This window comes from Pseudomonas sp. LBUM1643, assembly GCF_059716215.1.
In genome coordinates, this window is record NZ_CP166813.1 from 1,039,321 (window position 1) to 1,059,736 (window position 20,416).

The following is a 20,416-nucleotide window of genomic DNA, read 5'->3' on the forward strand; positions in this document are numbered from 1 at the left end:
GGCGATTTCCTGGTTAATTCAATAAGGGGGCGGTCAGACCATCATCAGCAGCACGGCGACAAAAATGCTGCCGGCGGAGAAGGTCATGGTCCGAGACGACCAGGTGTTGAACCAACGTTGAAAGCTGGCGAGATCACGGGTCAGAGAAGTGGGTTGGCGAGTCCAGGACTGTTGATCGAGGCGGAAGAACACGTAGATCTTCACCAGCGCGCCGACGATCTGGTTGTAATAGAGAATCGCCGGGTAAGCCGGGCCGATCTTGTGACCGGAGCAGGACAGCAGCAGGGTCAGAATCAGGCGGGTAATGCCGATCCACAGCAGGTAAGCGAGGATGAACGCGGTGCCGTATTTGAAGCTGGCGATGATCGCGACGGTCAGGCCGAGCAGCGAAGTCCACATCGACACGCGCTGGTCGAACAGCACCACCGAGGTGAACAGACCGAGGCGTTTCATCCCCAGGCCCAGGGCGCGGGAGTTCTGGCGCAGGTTGTTGCCGTACCAGCGGAACATCAGTTTGCGGCTGGCCTTGATGAAGCTTTTTTCCGGCGGGTGTTCCACGGTGTTGATCGCGGCGTCGGGCACGTAGAAGGTGTCGTAGCCCAGGCGCATCAGGCTGAACCAGCTCGACTTGTCGTCACCGGTGAGGAACTTGAAGCGGCCCAGGCGCCAGTGCTGCAGCGAGTCGCTTTCCACGTCGGCAATGAATTCCGGGTTGGTCACCACGGTGGCACGGAACACCGACATCCGGCCGGTCATGGTCAGCACGCGTTTGGACAAGGCCATCGAGCACATGTTGATGTGGCGCTGGGCGAAACGCAGTTTGTGCCATTCGCTCATGATGTAGCCGCCGCGCACTTCGCAGAACTCGTTGGTGGTCAGGCCGCCGACGTTGCCGAACAGCTGGAACCACGGCACGGTCTTGCGCACGGTGCCTTCGCCGAGCACGGTGTCGCCATCGATCACTGCAACCACGGCGCGGTCGTCCGGCAGGTGGCGGGAGATGGCGCGGAAACCGTAGGCCAGGCCGTCGCGTTTACCGGTGCCGGGAATGCGCACGAAGTCGAGCTTGACCCGGTCCGGCGGATTCATCCGCGTCCAGAGGCTCTTCACCAGCTTCTCATCGGACATTTCCACGATGGAGCAGACCATCGTGGTCGGCAGACCGCAGTCGATCGCTTCGCGGATCACCGAGGCGTAGACCTGCGCGGTGGTCAGCGCGTCGATACGGAAACTGGTGACCATCAGGAACACGTGGGACGGGTCTGCCGCTTTGCCCAGCTTGCGTACTTTGCGTCGCAGGTGCGGGTAGACCACGTACAAGAACAGCATGCCGCGCAGGAAGTGCGTGGCACCCATCGAGTAACGCCAGATACCGACGATGCCGATCAGAAAGATGAAGTCTTTCGATTCGGAGTCGAAGGTGGACACAGGCAACGCCATGGCGATGCCCATCAAAATACTGAGGTAAAACAGCCAACCGGCGGCCTGAAGTAGGCCGTGCTTTAGCCTGTGCATAATCGGAATCCTAAAGTCAGTTGCAAGCTCCTTGCCCGTGTAGGAGCACAGCTTGCTGGCGATGGCGATTTCAAAACCGTCATCGCCGGCAAGCCGTGCTCCCACAGGTTTTAACGGAGGCGGGATTCCGTGTTACCAGCAGATGCCTTCGGTGCGACCGGCGACGCTGGTGGCTTGGGACATGAAGCCGACCAGGTCGATCACTTGCTTGCCGTGCGGGGCGTTCTGCGCCAGGGCGCGGAATTTCTCGTCACGGTTGCCGAGGATGATCACGTCGGAGTTGTTGATCACGTCGTCGAAGTCCGAGTTGAGCAAGGACGAGACGTGGGGGATTTTCGACTCGATGTAATCCTTGTTCGCACCGTGAACACGGGCGTACTCGACGTTGCTGTCGTAGATGCTCAGGTCGTAGCCTTTGCCGATCAGCATTTCGGCCAGGTCCACCAGCGGGCTTTCGCGCAGGTCATCGGTACCGGCCTTGAAGCTCAGGCCCAGCAGGGCGACTTTGCGTTTGTCGTGGCTGGAAACGATGTCGAATGCGTTCTGCACTTGCGACACGTTGCTGCGCATCAGCGAGTTCAGCAGCGGCGCATCGACGTCCAGGGAACCGGCACGGAAGGTCAGGGCGCGAACGTCCTTTGGCAGGCACGAACCGCCGAAGGCGAAACCTGGACGCATGTAGTACTGGGACAGGTTCAGTGTCTTGTCCTGGCAGACCACTTCCATCACTTCACGACCATCGACGCCGACAGCCTTGGCGATGTTGCCGATCTCGTTGGCGAAGGTCACTTTGGTGGCGTGCCACACGTTGCAGGTGTACTTGATCATCTCGGCAACGGCGATGTCCTTGCGGATGATCGGTGCGTCGAGTTCTTCGTACAGCGATTGCAGAACGTCACCCGAAGCTTTGTCGAACTCGCCGATGACGGTCATTGGCGGTTGGTCGTAGTCGGCGATCGCAGTGCTTTCACGCAGGAACTCAGGGTTCACTGCAACGCCGAAGTCGACGCCTGCTTTCTTGCCGGAGCAGTCTTCGAGGATCGGGATGACAACGTTTGCGACAGTGCCCGGCAGAACGGTGCTGCGAACCACGATGGTGTGGCGGGTGGTCTTGTCACGCAGGACAAAACCGATCTCGCGGCACACGGCTTCGATGTAGTTCAGTTCCAGGTCGCCGTTTTTCTTGCTCGGCGTACCGACGCAGATCATCGACAGGTCAGTGTCGCGGATGGCTTCTGCGAAGTTGGTCGTGCCGCGCAGTTTGCCGGTCTCGATACCCTTCTGCAGAAGTTCGCCCAGACCCGGTTCAACGATCGGCGATTTACCGGCGTTGATCATATCGATCTTGTCTTTGGCTACATCGACGCCAACGACGTCATGGCCCCGAGCAGACAGGCAACCGGCACAGACTGCGCCAACGTAACCCAAACCAAATATGCTGATGCGCATCGCAATTACCTCTTCTATTTTCAAGCCGGTATTAACCAGGCCATTAGATGGCCGGTATTAATGGTGTTCAGCGTTAGTGCACTCGGAAGTGCAGCGAATTAGCGCCGCAGTGCCGCGTGCAGGCATATAAGTTCCGAGTGACTAAATAAGTGCACTCAAGATGTGCGCAACCAGGCTTTATTATTATGAAGTGCCCTGTTATGCAGCTGATCCTCGAATCGGAGGACCGCTTGTGCAAAGGTCGTGCGCGCTCAATGGCGGGCGATAAGCCCGTAGATCAAGCGGTTGGGTGCTCTGGCGAGCACGTTTATAAGGGCGCAGCCTTGGCCTTTTAGGGGATATGAGTGCTGCGTATCTCCTTTCCTTCAGATGTTGTCCAAATGAGGGATTAATCAGCGCTAGTTAATGTGACAACTTCGCTATCTGAATCTCTTATCTGCGTAAGTTATCTCGTACAACCTCACGGATAATCGTTACCGGTGGTATGAGCGACGCATTTGGACATAGTTCCGGTCCGCCCATCGTGAAATCTGAAATTTCTTGAAATATTGAGAAAGATGGCACTGCTCTCATATTGATAGCACGTGCGGTTTCGCCCTTTATATATAGGCGAATACTAGGCGGGGATAGTTTTGTGCCACTACTGATAAAAATTTTCAGTGCCACTACTGAAAAAAATCACCGAAGTCGAGTGAAACAAAAGTTAGAAGATTGCGCGCTGGATTTATGGCGCCAATAAGTCGGCGAATTTGACGGGGAATTGTCAGACGATCAATCGATGGCGCACGAAGCTCGTGCGCCAATCGGGGGCGTCACTCGGGAGCGTGATCGCGGAGAAATACCAGGTGGTCCGGTTTCGACTGTTCGGCGCTGTAGCGATAACCTTGAACGTCGAATTGCTTGAGGGCTGCCGGGTCGTTGATGCGTTCTTCAATGACGAAACGGCTCATCATTCCGCGGGCTTTTTTCGCGTAGAAACTGATGATCTTGTACTGCCCGTTTTTCAGGTCCTTGAAGTCGGTATTAATGATGCGAGCGTTCAGGGCGCTGCGTTTGACGGCCGAGAAGTATTCGTTGGACGCCAGGTTCAGCAGCACGTCATCCCCCTGATCTGCCAGGGCTTCGTTCAGCCATTCGCTGATTCGCGTGCCCCAGAAGGCATACAGATCCTTGCCGCGAGCGTTCGCCAGTTTGGTGCCCATTTCCAGGCGATACGGCTGCATCAGGTCCAGCGGGCGCAGCAGGCCATAGAGCCCGGAGAGCATGCGCAGGTGTTGCTGGGCGTAATCGAAATCGGCTTCGCTGAAGGTTTGCGCGTTCAACCCGGTGTACACATCTCCCTTGAAGGCCAGCAATGCCTGCTTGGCGTTTTCCGGTGTGAACGCGGGCGTCCAGCTGCCGAAGCGCGCGGCGTTGAGCCCGCCGATCTTGTCGGAGACGTGCATCAACTCGCTGATCTGCGCGGGTGTAAGGTCGCGCAATTGCTGGATCAGCTCCTGGGAATGGTCAAGGTATTGCGGTTGGGTAAAGCGCTGGGTCGCCGGCGGTGTTTCGTAATCGAGGGTCTTGGCGGGGGAAATCACCATCAGCATGAAGTCGTCTCCTTTAATCGTGGGGGCGATTCTAGGGGGTTGTCTCTGTTGACTCCAGCTATGAGGGTGATAGCTGATCGGTGGTGACATGGAAAAGATCGCGGCCTTCGCTTCGCTTGACGGCTCCTACGAGGAATTGGGGTGTATCTGTAGGAGCTGTCGAGCGCAGCGAGGCTGCGATCTTTTGATCTTCCCGATATATAGTGCCGCGCGGGTTTTGTTATGGAGACATCCCATTGCGTATCGTTTTTTTCTGCTTCACCTGGCTTCTGAGTTTCGGTGCCCTGGCGGCGCCCGGCGACGTGGCGACGCTGGATCGCAGCACCTGGCCCGAACAGCTCGGCAACCCGACCCTGTTCGATGTCGCGTCGCGTGCCGAGATCCTCATGTTCGCACGCGTCTTGCTGGCCAGTGAGTCAATGGATGAGGCGGGCCTGGCACAGCGGCTGGGGCTGCGCACCGTTAATGTGGATTCCATCAACAACCTGCGCCAGCGACTGTGGCAGCGTTTGCTGACCAACTACAACTTCGCCCAGCAGAGCTGCGACCAGGATGCGTCCTTCTGCTTCCTCGTCGAAGACATGGCGACGCTGCGTGAGCAAGCTGCCAAGTTCCAGGTCAGCGACGACAGCTATTACATCAAGTGGGCCGAGCCGAGCCGCTTGTTCCATGCGCAGTATCTGGACGAGCAACTGCGCAAGGCTGCGCTGTTTCCCCAGACCAGCAGCGAAGTCGATCGTTTTGGCGACTACGAGCGCAACGGGGACGCCATGCATGACCGACTGTTTCTGCTGACTTTCGACAGCGCTGCCAACGCCGCGCCGGACAACACGGACTGGGTCGCGGACTACCTTCGCAAGTCGAACATGAACGGCACGTTCTTCGTCCTCGGCAAGGATGTCCAGGCGCGCCTCGCCGGCCGCCCGGTGGCCAGCTTGCAGGCGACCTATTCACAGCAGTGCATCGGCGTTCAGGGCTGGGAGTTTCGCTCCCACAGCCACTGGCAGGACTGGCAGGACTCGGTGCGACGCAGCGCCGATCTTGTCAAAAGCAAATTGCCGGAGAATTACGTGCCGCTGTTTCGCCCACCCGATGGTCAGCGACGTTCGGACGCGGCAGGCTTCTTCGAGGCCCAGGGCTTGCGGGTCGCACTCTGGGACATCGATGCCCAGGACGGAGCGGGCAAGCTGAAGGCCAGTCAAAGCGCTCAGCGGGTGCTGACCTTGATGCTGCTGTGGCGGCACGGGGTGATTAATTTCAATGTGAAGCAGGACGGAGTGAAAACGGCGCTGCCCTGGCTGATCACGCAAACGGCGCCCAGCGGGATCGGTTGGGAAGACTGTCAGGATGGTTTTCGTTAAACAGGACAAAAGCCCGTAAACATTGGGCGAGGGGTGAATTTCTGGTGAAATTCGATGCAGGCGGACTTCCGACTTTAACGGCACATTGCCTGCACGCCAAGGGCTATTCGTCACTCTGAAAAATAAACTTCAAAAAAGCGTCAAAGTGCTTTTTTCTGTCATGGGTTTTGGAGTATTACGAAGACAGACCGCCGAAACCTGCAACACAGGTGGCGTCTTCCAAGACCCAGTTTGTGTGCGCAGTTCACTTGATCCCTCGCAGGTGAATTCGGTAGTCACTTCGAGGCGCAGCACCGCCGAGGTATTGCGTCGAATGGCTCCCACAAAGGTGACCGAGTATGGATGATCACGGACGTAGTTCTTCCTCCAACCAGCCAATCCTTTATGTACTCGATACCAACGTATTGATTCACGATCCAAACGCCCTGCTTAACTTCGAAGAACACCACGTCGCCATCCCGATGACCGTGCTTGAGGAGCTGGACAAGCTCAAGAGCGGGCATCACAGCGTGGCTGCAGAATGCCGTCAGGCCATCCGCCTGATCGACAAGACGCTGGGCGATGCCAGTCCTGAAGACGTCGAGCTAGGCGTACCGATCCAGCGCGGTAAAAGTGGGCCCAAGGGTTTGCTGTCAATTCTGATGAGCAAGCGTGCTGAGCCGAACATCATTCTTCCCGAACACCTGAACGACAACATCATCATCAACCAGTTGATCGACTTGCACGCGCGCGAGCCAAAACTGCCCGTGGTGCTGGTGACCAAAGACATCAACATGCGCCTCAAGGCCCGTGCCTGCGGGATCGCATCCGAGGACTACAGCACCGACCAGTTGGTCGACGACGTGTCGTTGCTGCCCAATGGCTATCACAACATGGACGGCTCCTTCTGGGACCGTGTGAGAAATGTCGATACCCGTCAGGATCATGGCCGCACCTGGCACCAGGTGCAGTTGATCGACAACCTGCCGGCGGTGCACATCAATGAATTCATCATCGACGAGCAGGGCTTCGTCGGCTGGATCAAAGAGATCCAGGAAGACAAGCTGCTGATTCTCGACTTGCATCAGGAACCCCTGTTGCACCAGGAAGCCTGGGGCCTGAAACCGCGAGACATCTATCAAAGCCTGGCGCTGTATGCCTTGCTCGATCCGGATATCCACCTGGTCAACCTCTCTGGCGCGGCCGGTTCCGGTAAAACCATTCTGGCGCTGGCGGCTGCGATCGAGCAGACCATGGTCAGCAAGCGCTATCGCCGCATCATCGCGACTCGCAGCGTGCAGGGCCTGGACCAGGAGATCGGTTTCCTGCCCGGCACCGAAGCGGAAAAAATGGAGCCATGGCTGGGCGCCATCACCGACAACCTTGAAGCCCTGCACATGGATGACGAAAACACCCATGGCAGCGTCGACTACATCCTCAGCAAAGTGCCGTTGCAGTTCAAATCCCTCAACTACATCCGGGGCCGCAGCTTCCAGCAGAGCCTGATTTTGATCGATGAATGCCAGAACCTGACCCCGCACCAGATGAAAACCATCATCACCCGTGCCGGCGCCGGTTCCAAAGTGGTGTGCCTGGGCAACCTGGCGCAGATCGACACCCCTTACCTGTCCGCGACCAGCTCCGGGCTGACGTACCTGACTGAACGCTTCAAGGATTTCCCGAACGGGGTGCACATCACCTTGCAAGGGGTCCCACGCTCGATTCTGGCTGAATACGCCGAATCGCATTTGTAACCGCGTCACCAGAACCGGGCGGCCTCAAAGCCGCCCGGTTTTTTGTGCCCAATACAAATCCCCTTCGGCAGCTCCTACAGGGGGATGTGACGACACGATAATCAAACGTGCGAAAAATTGACCCGCAGGTTTACAATCGGAACTCCTGATCAGGAGTAACCCTGTGCTGACTCATCTCGATTCCCAAGGTCGCGCCAACATGGTCGACGTCACCGAAAAAGCCGTGACTTTCCGTGAAGCGACGGCCCAAGCGCTGGTGCGCATGCTGCCCGACACCCTGCAGATGATCGTCAGCGGCGGTCACCCCAAAGGTGATGTGTTCGCGGTGGCGCGTATTGCGGGTATCCAGGCCGCGAAGAAAACCAGCGATCTGATCCCTTTGTGCCATCCGCTGATGCTCACGGGCGTGAAAGTCGAACTCAGCGCCGAGGGCGACGACACCGTGCGCATCGTGGCGCGTTGCAAGCTTTCCGGGCAGACCGGTGTCGAGATGGAAGCGCTGACAGCAGCCAGCGTCGCGGCGCTGACGATCTATGACATGTGCAAGGCCGTTGACCGTGGCATGACCATTGAAAGCGTGCGGCTGCTGGAAAAGGTCGGCGGCAAGAGCGGGCATTTCCAGGCGGATCAGCCATGAACGTCACTGTGAAGTTTTTCGCTCGTTATAGAGAAGCACTGGGCGTCGACGCGGTGAACGTGGAAGGCGACTTCGCTACCGTCGACGACGTGCGTGCGCTGCTGGCTAAAAGAGACGGCGCTGAGGTGTTGAGCGAGCAGAATCTGATGTGCGCCCGTAACGAAGACCTTTGCCAACTCGACGAACCCGTCAGCGATGGCGATGAAGTGGCGTTTTTCCCGACTGTGACCGGAGGCTGAGCATGGCGATTCGCGTGCAGTCCACCGCGTTCGATCCGGGCGCTGAAGTCAATGCCATGCACGCCGCCAATGTGGGTGTAGGCGCAGTGGTGAGTTTTGTCGGCTACGTTCGCGACTTCAATGACGGGCTGGATGTGGCCGGGATGTTTCTCGAGCACTACCCGGGCATGACCGAAAAAGCCCTGGGCAAGATTGCCCTGGAAGCCGAGCAGCGCTGGCCACTGCTCAAGCTTGAAGTGTTGCACCGCATCGGCGCGCTCGAGCCGGGCGAACCGATTGTTTTTGTGGGCGCTGCGAGTGCCCATCGCCAGGCGGCGTTCGACGCCTGCGCATTTGTCATGGACTACCTGAAAACCCGCGCACCGTTCTGGAAGAAAGAAAACACCAGTGACGGGCCGCGATGGGTGGAAGGGCGGGACAGTGATCATGCGGCGGCGGGGCGCTGGAAACAGTGATTCCCGCAGCGCATTCAAGTAAGTCATCGCGAGCAGGCTCACTCCTACAGTTGATCTTCGTCGTACGCAAAATTTGTGTTCATGAAGTTCAACTGTAGGAGTGAGCCTGCTCGCGATAACACCATCTGCAACACCAAAAATCTCCCTGACTCACCTCCCGACCATCGGCCGGTACTTCCTCATGCGCCCCGATTGACGATCAGTACACAAAAGTCCAGTATGGAATTCCAAGTACAAAAAAGACTTTTCCTGCGCGTTTGATTTTTCATTCTGTCTTGCCAAACCAACAACAACTTTGCGAGAGAACGAATATGAAGAAATTCCCCCTCATCACCGGTCTGGCCCTGAGTCTGTTGGCGTGCAGCGCTGTGTTCGCCGCCGAGAAAACCTTGCGCATCGGTATCGAGGCTGCCTATCCGCCGTTCGCCTCCAAAACCGACAAAGGTGAGATCGTCGGCTTCGACTACGACATCGGCAATGCCCTGTGTGCGCAGATGAAGGTCAAGTGTGTGTGGGTCGAAGGCGAGTTCGACGGGCTGATTCCTTCTCTTAAAGTGAAGAAAATCGACATGGCGCTGTCGTCCATGACGATCAACGAAGACCGCAAGAAGTCCGTGGACTTCACCCACAAGTACTATTTCACCTCATCGCGCCTGGTCATGAAGGACGGTGCGGTGGTGGACGACCAGTACGCCAGCCTCAAGGGCAAGAACGTCGGCGTGCAACGGGCGACCACTACGGATCGTTTCGCCACCGAGGTGTTCGAGCCCAAGGGCGTTAACGTCAAGCGCTACAGCAACAACGAAGAGATCTACATGGACCTGGCGGCCGGCCGCCTCGACGCCATCTTCGCCGACACCATCCCGCTGAACGACTTCCTCTCGATGCCCCGCGGCAAGGGTTACGCCTTCGTCGGTCCGGAACTCAAGGACCCGAAATACGTGGGCGAGGGTGCCGGTATTGCGGTGCGCAAGGGCAACACCGAGCTGGTCAGCGAGTTGAACACCGCCATCGACGGCATTCGCGTCAACGGCGAATACCTGAAGATTTCCGAGAAGTACTTCAAGTCGGATATCTACGGCGACTGATCAAAAAGCATCGCCAGCAGGCTGGCTCCCACAATTGGCCTCATTCCAAGGTGGGAGGCAGCTCAGGCGGAGCCAGCTCCAGGCGGTGGTCTTACTTCACAGGTGCACGCATTCCAAGGTGGGAGCCGGCTCCAGTCAGTTGCCCGATGCTTCATAGACGACGCATTTTCAATGTGGGAGCCAGCCTGCTGGCGATGAGGCCCTTGGATCATCCAAATCCCTGGAAGTAGCCCGACGTTAATCCCTTCTTAACCGCCCTATCGTTTATTCCCCGAATCTATCCACGCACCCCGGGCTCTCAAGCTCGGGGCCAGCGTGTAGACTTCCGGTCAATCGATATTCAGAAGGGAAACGCAATGAGCGAGGAAACGATGCGGTTGGGCCGTGAGCGACGCTACCTGGTGTTGCTGGGCATCATCTGCCTGGGGCTTATCGGCGGCGCGCTGTACATGCAAATTGTCTTGGGCGAGGCGCCATGTCCGCTGTGCATCCTGCAGCGTTATGCGTTGTTGCTGATCGCGATCTTCGCCTTCATCGGTGCGGCGATGAGCACCCGCCGCAGCATCACGATCCTTGAAACCCTCGTGGTGATCTGTGCGTTGGCCGGTGTGGGTGTGGCCGGCCATCACGTCTACACGCAGTTTTACCCGACGGTCAGCTGCGGCATCGACGTCCTGCAGCCGATTGTCGATGGTTTGCCACTGGCGAAAATCTTCCCGCTGGGCTTCCAGGTCGATGGCTTCTGCTCCACGCCGTATCCGCCGATCCTCGGTCTGTCGCTCGCGCAATGGGCGCTGGTCGCCTTCGTGCTGATCGTCATCCTGGTGCCGGTGCTGACGATGCGTAATCGCAAAGCGCTGCGCTGAGTTCTTCAGAGAGCTCAAAGTGTCCTGCAAAAATGCCCCGGTCCTCGTTGAGAGGCCGGGGCATTTTTTGTGAGCCAAAGCCCGTTTCAGGGCTCAGGTAAAAAGAGCGTGATGTGCGACAGCGAACGGTGCGACAGGTGTGCGACATGTTGTCACAGAGCGAGTGTCGCAAGGCATTTCAAAAGGGCAGATTGGTGCACATCCATGGCAGTGAATTGGCCTGGTTTCAAGCAGAGCTCCAATAGCCCATAAAACCCGCAGCAGGCAGTTTTAACAGGTCCTGGCGAATTGCCAGAGCCCTTGTCATATGGGGGCTACGCCAGGGTGTCGGGTAGGTGCAATGCCTCCGATGCTGTCTGAACTGAGCAAGGAACACCTACTATTTTTGGTGTTTTTGTTGAGAATCAATTTCGATACCATGGCGCACTTTTGCACAAACCGTTAATGATTGTTGCTGGAATGGATAAAAATTATTTCGGGATGAGACATGGTTTATAAAACGTTACATATCTACAATCGCCCGCACTGAATTCCCGGCACTGCTCATCCCTGAGCAGAAAGAGGGTGTCGAGAGGCCGGTTGGCTTTGTACGACGCCCAGGTGTCGGTGCCTTCCAATTATCCGCACCAAATGGAATTGGTCTGTAACAAGGCCTTTGACCACGAATTCGAATAAGAACTCACCGCTGGCCCAGGATTTGTCGAACAGCGTCTGACGCGCGACGGGCAGCCCTTATTCAATCCAAGAAAAATGCCAACCCTTGGCAGGGTGAAGTGTTGGCGATCAAAACCCAACTGCATTGCGCAAGCTGCTTTAGAGGTCGTGAGATGAGTAAAAACAGGTACCCCAGACTACTAGGCTTATTGCCGCTGATCGGCGCGTTGCTGCTGTCAGGCTGCAACATGACCTTGCTCAATCCAACAGGCCAGGTTGGCCTGGAGCAGCGAAACCTGATCATCACCGCAACGTTGCTGATGCTGTTGGTCGTGGTTCCGGTCATCGTCATGACCTTCCTGTTCGCCTGGAAATACCGCGCGACCAACACTGACGCCGTGTACACGCCGAAGTGGTCGCACTCCACCAAGATCGAAATCGCGGTGTGGGCTGTTCCAGTGCTGATCATCATTGCTCTGGGTTACGTCACCTACGTGTCGACCCACGCTCTGGACCCTTACAAGCCGCTGGAATCCGACGTCAAGCCGATCACCATTGAAGTGGTCGCGCTGGACTGGAAGTGGGTGTTCATCTATCCGGAACAGGGCATCGCCACGGTCAACAAGATCGTGTTCCCGACGAATACCCCGGTCAATTTCAAGGTGACGTCGGACTCGGTGATGAACTCGTTCTTCATTCCGGGCCTGGGCGGCCAGATCTACGCGATGGCCGGCATGCAGACCAAGTTGCACCTGATTGCCAACCGTGACGCTGAAATGGAAGGCATCTCTGCCAACTACAGCGGCGCAGGTTTCACCGGCATGAAATTCAAAGCGATCTCGACTTCCCAGGAAAATTTCGACGCCTGGGTAAGTGAAGTCAAAAAGGCACCTAAACAGCTGGAAAAAGCTGAATACGAAGCCCTTACCAAACCAAGCCAGAACAACCCAGTCGAGCTCTACTCCTCGGTTACGCCGAACCTGTTCCAGTTCATCGTCGACAAGTACGAAGGCATGAAACCGGGCAAGCCGATGCACCACGAGAAGAAAGAGAAAGAAGTGGCCCATATGGAAGGGATGGACATGAGTTCGCATTCAGCTGCCGGGGCAGAGGAGTAAACGATGTTTGGTAAATTAAGTTGGGAAGCGGTCCCGTTCCACGAACCGATCGTGATGATTACCATCGCCATGATCGCGCTCGGTGGTCTGGCGCTGTTCGCTGCAATCACCTACTTCAAGAAGTGGACCTATTTGTGGACCGAGTGGTTGACCTCGGTCGACCACAAGAAAATCGGCGTGATGTACATCATCGTCGCCATGGTCATGCTGCTGCGTGGTTTTGCCGACGCCATCATGATGCGTACCCAGCTGGCCATGGCCACCGAGGGTTCGCCTGGCTACCTGCCGCCTGAACACTATGACCAGATCTTCACCGCTCACGGTGTGATCATGATCATCTTCATGGCGATGCCATTCTTCACCGGCCTGATGAACCTTGCAGTGCCGCTGCAGATCGGTGCCCGTGACGTTGCCTACCCGTTCCTGAACTCCCTGAGCTTCTGGCTGCTGGTGTCGGGCGTTGTGCTGATCAACCTGTCTCTGGGCGTCGGCGAATTCGCCAAGACCGGTTGGGTTGCCTATCCGCCGCTGTCGGGCCTGCAATACAGTCCTGGCGTAGGGATGGATTACTACATCTGGGCGCTACAGCTATCCGGGTTAGGTACGACGCTAACGGGGGTCAACTTCCTGGCCACCGTGCTGAAAATGCGTACCCCTGGCATGAAGCTGATGGACATGCCGATCTTCACCTGGACCTGCACCTGGGCTAACGTCCTGATCGTGGCTTCGTTCCCGATCCTGACCGCTACCCTGGCACTGCTGACGCTTGACCGTTACATGGATTTCCACATTTTCACCAATGAACTTGGTGGCAATCCAATGATGTACGTCAACCTGTTCTGGGCCTGGGGTCACCCCGAGGTTTACATTCTGATTCTGCCGGCGTTCGGGATCTTCTCCGAAGTCATCTCCACCTTCACCGGCAAGCGTCTGTTCGGCCACCACTCGATGATCTACGCTTCCGGCGCGATCTCGATCCTGGGCTTCATGGTCTGGCTGCACCACTTCTTCACCATGGGTTCGGGTGCCAGCGTCAACGCCTTCTTCGGCCTGGCGACGATGCTGATTTCGATCCCGACGGGGGTGAAGCTATTCAACTGGCTGTTCACCATCTATCAGGGCCGTCTGCGTTTCACCAGCCAGGTTCTGTGGACCCTGGGCTTCATGGTGACCTTCGCCATCGGCGGCATGACCGGTGTACTGCTGGCCATTCCGGGTGCTGACTTCGTACTGCACAACAGCCTGTTCGTGATCGCTCACTTCCACAACGTGATCATCGGCGGCGCGGTATTCGGTTACATCGCAGGCTTCGCGTTCTACTTCCCTAAAGCGTTCGGCTTCAAGCTGCACGAAGGTTGGGGCAAGGCAGCATTCTGGTTCTGGATCACCGGCTTCTTCGTCGCGTTCATGCCGCTCTATGTACTGGGCTTCATGGGCATGACCCGTCGTCTGAACGCCACCACCAACCCTGAGTGGGTGCCGTACCTGTACGTCGCCATGTTCGGTGCGGTGATGATCGCTGTGGGCATCGCCTGCCAGCTGATCCAGCTGTACGTCAGCGTGCGTGACCGCAACAAGCCAGAAAACATGTGCGATCACGGTGACCCGTGGAATGCCCATACCCTGGAATGGTCGACCTCGTCGCCACCACCGTTCTACAACTTCGCTGTGCTGCCAAAAGCAGAAAGCATCGACCCGTTCACCGAGGCCAAGGAAAACGGTACCGCGTACCAGGCTCCGGCCAAGTACGAGCCGATCCACATGCCAAACAACACCGCTACCGGTGTGGTCATGGGTGCTCTGCTGACCGTGTTCGGTTTCGCGATGATCTGGCACATCTGGTGGCTGGCAATCGTTGGTCTGGTTGGCACCGTGGTGTATTTCACTATCCATGCCGCCCGTGACGATCAGGGCTACATGGTGCCGGTGGATGTCATCGAGCGCATCGAAGCCGAGCAGCACAAACGTCTGGTAGCGGCCGGGAAAGTCCCAGCCAACGCCACCCGTGTTGAAACCTCGTTGGAACAGGCTTAAACCATGTCGAACTTAGTGACCAATGCTGGACACACCCATGTCGATGAACATGGGCACGATGACCATCACCACGACTCGGGCGAGATGACCGTATTCGGTTTCTGGCTCTACCTGATGACCGACTGCATTTTGTTTGCGTCGATCTTCGCGGTGTACGCGGTACTGGTTAACAACGTAGCGGGCGGCCCGTCGGGCGCCGACATTTTCGAGCTGCCGTACGTACTGGGCGAAACCGCTCTGCTGCTGTTCAGTTCGATCACCTACGGCTTCGCCATGCTGGCGTTGTTCAAAGGCAAGAAGACACAGGTCCTGGGCTGGCTGGCCATGACCTTCCTGCTGGGCGCCGGCTTTATCGCCATGGAGATCAACGAGTTCCACCTGCTGATCTCCGAAGGCTACGGCCCTAGCCGCAGCGGCTTCCTGTCCGGGTTCTTCACCCTGGTCGGCACCCACGGTCTGCACGTGACCAGCGGTCTGATCTGGATGGCGATCATGATGTACCAGGTCCAGAAAAACGGCCTGACGGCGACCAACAAGACCCGTCTGAGCTGCCTGAGCCTGTTCTGGCACTTCCTGGACGTTGTGTGGATCTGCGTATTCACCGTTGTTTATCTGATGGGGACTATGTAAATGGCTAACGCTCATTCCCACGATAGCCACGACGCCAGCCACGGCAGCGTCAAGTCTTACGCTATCGGTTTCATCCTGTCGGTGATCCTGACCGTCATTCCTTTCGGCCTGGTGATGTACCCGTCGCTGCCGAAAGCCATGACCCTGTGGATCGTACTGATCTTCGCAGTCGTCCAGGTGCTGGTGCACCTGGTGTACTTCCTCCACCTGGACCGCTCTGCCGCCCAGCGTAACAACGTGATCGCGTTTGTCTTCGCTGCGCTGGTCATTGTCCTGCTGGTCGGCCTGTCGCTGTGGATCATGTTCAGCATCCACACCAACATGATGGCGCACTGAGGTAAATCCGGATGTCCTTGAAGCACTTTATCCAAATCACCAAACCGGGGATCATTTTCGGTAACGTGCTTTCAGTGGCAGGCGGATTTTTCCTGGCCTCCAAAGGGCATGTCGATCTGGCCATCTTCCTGGCCGCCATGATCGGCACGTCCCTGGTCGTCGCTTCCGGTTGCGTGTTCAACAACTGCATCGACCGCGATATCGACCTGAAGATGGAACGCACCAAGAACCGGGCGCTGGTGCAGGGCTTGATCTCCCTGAAACTGGCCCTGATCTATGCGACCGTCCTGGGTGTCGCCGGCGTTGCCCTGTTGTACACAGTGGCCAACCCGCTAGCCGCGTTGTTTGCGGTGATCGGGTTTGTCATCTACGTCGGCTTCTACAGCCTGTACCTCAAGCGCAAGTCGGTTCACGGCACGCTGGTGGGCAGTCTGTCGGGCGCGATGCCACCGGTGATCGGTTACGTCGCCGTCAGCAACAGTTTCGACATGGCTGCACTGACGCTGCTGGTGATGTTCAGCCTGTGGCAGATGCCGCATTCCTACGCCATCGCGATCTTCCGCTTCAATGATTACCTGGCCGCATCGATTCCGGTGCTGCCAGTGAAGCGCGGGATTCAAGTGGCGAAGAAGCACATCCTGCTCTACATCCTGGCCTTCCTCGTGGCGACCTTGATGCTGACCTTCAGCGGCTATGCCGGCATGAGCTACCTCGCCGTCGCCGCGGCCATGGGCATGTACTGGTTGTACATGGCTTGGACCGGCTACAAGGCGGTGGACGACACGGTCTGGGCACGCAAGCTGTTCGTGTTCTCGATCTTCACCATCACCGCGTTGAGCGTCATGATGTCCCTGGACTTCAAAGTGCCCGCCGAGCTGTTGCTGACGTACGCGCCTTAAGCGTCGGATGCCGAAAAGAAAAACCCCGCCCTTTGAGAGAAGTGCGGGGTTTTTTGTTGGGACCGCTTCTCGCGGGAGCATTGGTGATCAGCCTTTCCGTGCCAGGTGAAGACTCATTGTAGGAGCAAAGCTTGTTCGCGATGACGGCGCCTCGATCTGTCAGCTCACCCGTAGCAATTCGTCCGTTGCTCCAGCTTTCTGCTTGCTGACTATAAGCAACTTGCCTATAGTTTTGCGATGCGCACTGTATTCTTCGAAACCACGTCCTTCACTGCCTCCGTCGGCAATTATCTGACGGACGATGAGTATCGTACGCTGCAGACCCACATGCAGCTGAATCCGGAGGCGGGCGATGTTATGCCTCGATCAGGTGGCTTCAGAAAATTACGTTGGGCAGATGGACGCAGAGGCAAAGGCAAGCGAGGTGGCTTGCGGGTTATCTATTATTGGCTTATGAATGATGGTCAGTTTTGGATGTTTGCAATTTATGACAAAGATGAGCTTGAGAACTTGACCGCCGAGCAAGAGAAGGCGCTCAAGAAAGCCATAGAGACAGAGTTAAAAAGTAGAGGTACCCCATGAAAAAGCGCGACCTGTTTGCAGAGTTGATGCAGGGCGTTGACGAGATGGCGGCTCAACGCGAAGGCAAGATTACCCTGCGCAACACGACGGTTGAGGAAATGCCAGCGCCTGAAATTGACGCGCAGGAAATTGTTGCACTGCGAGAAAAGTTACATATGTCTCAAGCTGTTTTCGCCAAGCGAATCAGGACCAGTCCCAGCACGCTGAGAAATTGGGAGCAGGAAAAATCCAGGCCCAACGCGCAGGCTGCATTGTTGATCAGACTGGTGGAGAAATTCCCCGATATGGTGGAGCGGCTGGCAACCGTTTAACCAGATCGCCAAATATTTGAAACCCCGCCTTCGAGAGAAGCGCGGGGTTTTTTGTTGGGTGGTCGGACTCATCGAGCCGGGTCTTTATGGGGCGGCGGACATGGTGAGGCGGCGGATGCGCGGTGAGATTGTGGGAAGACTCTGAAGGCGTGTTCTGAAAATTTAAAATGCTGTGTTTGGATCGTTGTGAGTGATCAGCTTCTGGCGTTAGATTGATTTGTCGGGTGGTTTTCAAGAGCCCTCAAGTCAACTGGCGTTAGAGGGCTGTTGCGTGAATGCATCAAAAAAATACCTGACCGATGCGGCTGTCCAGCAGGCTCTGTTACTGGTTGATCTCACCGAAAAAAGCACACCCGAGCATGCTGTCCGGTTATTGCTGAATGAAATCCTTCAGCGTCTTGCTGACAAAGGCTGGCCCGAAACTCAACTACAGACAGGCCCGCGCGTTGTGTCTGCCGAGGAAAATTACGGGCTGCTTGGTTACGATCCCACAGAAATCACACTGGGCAGTGAGCACACCCGTTGGGTCGATGAGCACTCATTGTTGCGCACGCAAACCACCAGTCAGATTCCATCGGCGTTGCAGCGTGCGGCGCTTGGTCGGCAACCGGGGGAGACGATTTTACTGGCCGCGCCCGGTATCACTTTTCGCCGAGACAGTCGTGACCGCTGGCATTGCGCGGAACCTCATCAGATGGACATCTGGGTACTCGGTGATCCGCAGCTGTCGACCCACGAACATTTGCTGCGCCTGGTCGGCGATATTCTTAAAACGGCCGTGCCCGACAAGCCGTGGGTCTACAGCGATAGCCCGCATCACTACACCGAGGGCGGGATCGAAGTGAATGTGTTGAATGACGGCGCTCCGGTCGAGGTCCTGGAGTGCGGTCGTATTGCGCAATCGTTGTTGGAACGTTTGCAGATCGATCCATTGCGCCATGGCGGGTTGGCGCTCGGGATGGGGCTGGATCGCCTGACGATGCTGCGCAAAGGCATTCCGGATATTCGCTTGCTGCGGGATCAGAATGTAAGGGTGCAGGCGCAGATGCATGATCTGAATCCATGGCGTGCGGTGTCGCGTTTGCCGTCGATTGCGCGTGATATTTCGCTGGCGGTGACCCCGGGTTTAAGCGAGGAGGTGTTGACCGAGAAAATGTTGTTGGCGGCCGGTGACTGCGCTGAGTGGATTGAGGAGATACAGGTCAAAGGCCGTTGGGGATTTGCTGATTTGCCGGTGCAGGCTATCGAACGCCTCGGGCTGTTGCCGGGTCAGGAGAATGTGTTGCTTCGGGTGGTGCTGCGAGATTGTTCGCGATCGATCACGACGGCTGAGGCGAATGCCTTGTATGCGGATATTCAATCCGCGTTGCATGAGGGGGCACCCGGGGCGGGGTATAGGATGGATGTTTCGAGGGGCTGATACCGCGCATTGCCTGATTTCTAAGTGCGACACAGTTCCTACAGGGATGGCGGTCAGCTATTTCTGCGGTGTATCCAGCAACCGAAAAAACCGCTCCCGCACCTGCGTGTGATCGCTGTGGGCCACGTTGAAGCGCAGGTAGTGGCTGGCATCCGTGCCTTTGCTGAGCAGGGTGCCGGGGGCGAGGACCAGGTTGTTTTCCAGGCCTTTGCGGGCGAGGGTTTCGGCGTGCAGGCCGTCCGGCAAGCGCGTCCAGATGAACAATCCTTCTCCCGGCAACGACGACAGCGAGCACCCGGCTTCGGCCAGCCAGCTCGTCACCCGGCTGTTGGATTCATACAGCCGATCCACCGTGCGGCGCGTGTGTTTGGTGTAGCTGCCGTCACTGAGCAGGGTGCAGGTGATGTGTTCCGCCAGCTCCGACGTTACTCCGCCGCAGGCCATTTTCAGGGCGACCAGGCGTGCCGCCAGTTGCGGTGACAGCACCGCGTAGCTGACGCGGCTGTTGGCCGTCAGGGTCTTGGAGAAACCGGAAATGTACGTGACGTTGTCCAGCCCGCTGGCGGCCAGTCGCGGTGTGCGGCGCTGTTGAATGTCGCAGTACAGGTCGTCTTCGAGAATATGGAAACCGTACCGGTGGCTCAGCTCCAGCAACCGATACACCTGAGCCGGGGAAAAGGAATGCCCGGTCGGGTTATGCAGGGTGCTGTTGGTCATGTAGAGCACGGGCTTGTGGGTGATCAGCAGTTGCTCGAAGGCCTCCAGGTCCATGCCATCGCAGTCGCGAGCGATGGTGATGACCTTCGCGCCGTGCAGTGCCAGGTTGGCGTGCATGTTGAAGTAGCACGGATCATCCAGCAGCACCGTGTCGCCCGGTTTGATCAGCAGGCGCATAAGCAGATCGATGGCCTGCATGGTATTGGCGGTGGTGATGATCTGGTCCACCGGCACGTCGATGCCGAAGGTCGACAGCTTGACCCGCAAGGCCTGGCGCAGCGGCAAATACCCCCCGGCCACACCGTACTCGCCCATGCGCAGACTCGTCGCACGCAAGGTGCCGCGCACCGCTTTGAGCAGTTCATCGGCTGGCAGCCAGGAGGTCGGCAGGAAACCGCAGCCGGGGCGCAGGGCGCCGTTGTCCAGCAGCAGCGCGCGGCGGACCACGCTGAGGGTATCTTGAGGTTGCAGATCGGGGCCGGTGTCGGTGTTCAACGTGGTGCTGGTGCGGTGAACGTAGTGCCCGGAACCCTGGCGTGACACCACCAGACCCTTGGCCCGCAAGCGATCCAGGGCATCGACCACCGTGGACTTGCCCACGTTCATCAAGTCGGAGAGTTCGCGAATCGGTGGCAATTTTGCCCCGTGAGGCAAGCCGCCCTGGCTGATCGCTACCGACAACTGATCGACGATCTGCTGAACCAGCGGTACTCCGGGCTGGAACACGACGGCGGCGATCACTGCTCGCTGAACCTGCATTTTACTGGTCTCTCCAGCAGT

The 20,416-nt window shown here is 57.4% G+C and carries 19 protein-coding genes; 15 read left to right on the forward strand and 4 right to left on the reverse strand.

Annotated features, from left to right (window positions below; genetic code table 11):
* Nucleotides 1-33: 33 nt before the first annotated feature.
* The 3 genes from alg8 to yaaA form a co-directional block, all read right to left on the reverse strand.
* A complete protein-coding gene (gene alg8 / locus ACA063_RS04535) occupies nucleotides 34-1,515 on the reverse strand; it encodes a mannuronan synthase (RefSeq protein WP_497664930.1) in 1,482 nt (493 codons plus the stop codon).
* A 132-nt stretch (nucleotides 1,516-1,647) separates the two neighbouring features.
* Nucleotides 1,648-2,964: a nucleotide sugar dehydrogenase gene (locus ACA063_RS04540; RefSeq protein WP_162437324.1), complete on the reverse strand. Its 1,317-nt coding sequence runs from the start codon at nucleotides 2,962-2,964 to the stop codon at nucleotides 1,648-1,650.
* Nucleotides 2,965-3,776: 812 nt separating this feature from the next.
* Entirely contained in the window at nucleotides 3,777-4,556 is a 780-nt protein-coding gene (gene yaaA / locus ACA063_RS04545; RefSeq protein ID WP_497664931.1) for a peroxide stress protein YaaA, read from the reverse strand.
* Nucleotides 4,557-4,792: 236 nt separating this feature from the next.
* Here yaaA and ACA063_RS04550 point away from each other — a divergent pair, with 236 nt between their 5' ends.
* From ACA063_RS04550 to srmL, 15 genes are all read left to right on the forward strand, one after another.
* Nucleotides 4,793-5,917: a polysaccharide deacetylase family protein gene (locus tag ACA063_RS04550; protein ID WP_497664932.1), complete on the forward strand. Its 1,125-nt coding sequence runs from the start codon at nucleotides 4,793-4,795 to the stop codon at nucleotides 5,915-5,917.
* A 338-nt stretch (nucleotides 5,918-6,255) separates the two neighbouring features.
* On the forward strand, nucleotides 6,256-7,650 hold the full coding sequence (locus ACA063_RS04555) for a PhoH family protein (protein ID WP_497664933.1): 1,395 nt from the start codon (nucleotides 6,256-6,258) through the stop codon (nucleotides 7,648-7,650).
* 163 nt (nucleotides 7,651-7,813) lie between these two features.
* Entirely contained in the window at nucleotides 7,814-8,287 is a 474-nt protein-coding gene (moaC, locus tag ACA063_RS04560) for a cyclic pyranopterin monophosphate synthase MoaC (protein ID WP_162437327.1), read from the forward strand.
* The gene (gene moaD / locus ACA063_RS04565; RefSeq protein WP_497664934.1) at nucleotides 8,284-8,526 is read left to right on the forward strand and encodes a molybdopterin converting factor subunit 1; all 243 of its coding nucleotides are present in this window, start codon (nucleotides 8,284-8,286) and stop codon (nucleotides 8,524-8,526) included. Before moaC ends, moaD begins: the two co-directional genes overlap by 4 nt.
* Nucleotides 8,527-8,528: 2 nt before the next feature.
* Entirely contained in the window at nucleotides 8,529-8,981 is a 453-nt protein-coding gene (gene moaE / locus ACA063_RS04570; RefSeq protein ID WP_194691341.1) for a molybdopterin synthase catalytic subunit MoaE, read from the forward strand.
* A 311-nt stretch (nucleotides 8,982-9,292) separates the two neighbouring features.
* Nucleotides 9,293-10,069, forward strand: a complete 777-nt coding sequence (locus ACA063_RS04575) for an ABC transporter substrate-binding protein (RefSeq protein WP_497664935.1) — start codon at nucleotides 9,293-9,295, stop codon at nucleotides 10,067-10,069.
* Nucleotides 10,070-10,425: 356 nt separating this feature from the next.
* Nucleotides 10,426-10,935, forward strand: a complete 510-nt coding sequence (locus tag ACA063_RS04580; RefSeq protein ID WP_497664936.1) for a disulfide bond formation protein B — start codon at nucleotides 10,426-10,428, stop codon at nucleotides 10,933-10,935.
* A gap of 827 nt (nucleotides 10,936-11,762) precedes the next feature.
* On the forward strand, nucleotides 11,763-12,707 hold the full coding sequence (gene cyoA, locus ACA063_RS04585; protein WP_162437332.1) for a ubiquinol oxidase subunit II: 945 nt from the start codon (nucleotides 11,763-11,765) through the stop codon (nucleotides 12,705-12,707).
* A 3-nt stretch (nucleotides 12,708-12,710) separates the two neighbouring features.
* A complete protein-coding gene (cyoB, locus tag ACA063_RS04590; RefSeq protein ID WP_497664937.1) occupies nucleotides 12,711-14,741 on the forward strand; it encodes a cytochrome o ubiquinol oxidase subunit I in 2,031 nt (676 codons plus the stop codon).
* A gap of 3 nt (nucleotides 14,742-14,744) precedes the next feature.
* Nucleotides 14,745-15,371 (forward strand): cytochrome o ubiquinol oxidase subunit III, encoded by a 627-nt coding sequence (locus ACA063_RS04595; protein WP_497664938.1) that lies wholly within the window; start codon nucleotides 14,745-14,747, stop codon nucleotides 15,369-15,371.
* The gene (cyoD, locus tag ACA063_RS04600; RefSeq protein WP_497664939.1) at nucleotides 15,372-15,707 is read left to right on the forward strand and encodes a cytochrome o ubiquinol oxidase subunit IV; all 336 of its coding nucleotides are present in this window, start codon (nucleotides 15,372-15,374) and stop codon (nucleotides 15,705-15,707) included.
* A gap of 11 nt (nucleotides 15,708-15,718) precedes the next feature.
* Nucleotides 15,719-16,606, forward strand: coding sequence for a heme o synthase (gene cyoE / locus ACA063_RS04605; protein WP_497664940.1), 888 nt, complete (start codon nucleotides 15,719-15,721; stop codon nucleotides 16,604-16,606).
* 237 nt (nucleotides 16,607-16,843) lie between these two features.
* Nucleotides 16,844-17,188, forward strand: coding sequence for a toxin (locus tag ACA063_RS04610; protein WP_497664941.1), 345 nt, complete (start codon nucleotides 16,844-16,846; stop codon nucleotides 17,186-17,188).
* Complete coding sequence (locus ACA063_RS04615) at nucleotides 17,185-17,499, forward strand: helix-turn-helix domain-containing protein (RefSeq protein WP_497664942.1); 315 nt, start codon at nucleotides 17,185-17,187, stop codon at nucleotides 17,497-17,499. The genes ACA063_RS04610 and ACA063_RS04615 overlap by 4 nt, the downstream gene beginning before the upstream one ends.
* A gap of 271 nt (nucleotides 17,500-17,770) precedes the next feature.
* The gene (gene srmL, locus ACA063_RS04620; protein ID WP_497664943.1) at nucleotides 17,771-18,919 is read left to right on the forward strand and encodes a PheS-related mystery ligase SrmL; all 1,149 of its coding nucleotides are present in this window, start codon (nucleotides 17,771-17,773) and stop codon (nucleotides 18,917-18,919) included.
* A gap of 57 nt (nucleotides 18,920-18,976) precedes the next feature.
* Here the strand turns inward: srmL and ACA063_RS04625 are convergent, their stop codons facing one another.
* Nucleotides 18,977-20,395, reverse strand: a complete 1,419-nt coding sequence (locus tag ACA063_RS04625) for an aminotransferase-like domain-containing protein (protein WP_497664944.1) — start codon at nucleotides 20,393-20,395, stop codon at nucleotides 18,977-18,979.
* Nucleotides 20,396-20,416 lie beyond the last annotated feature (21 nt).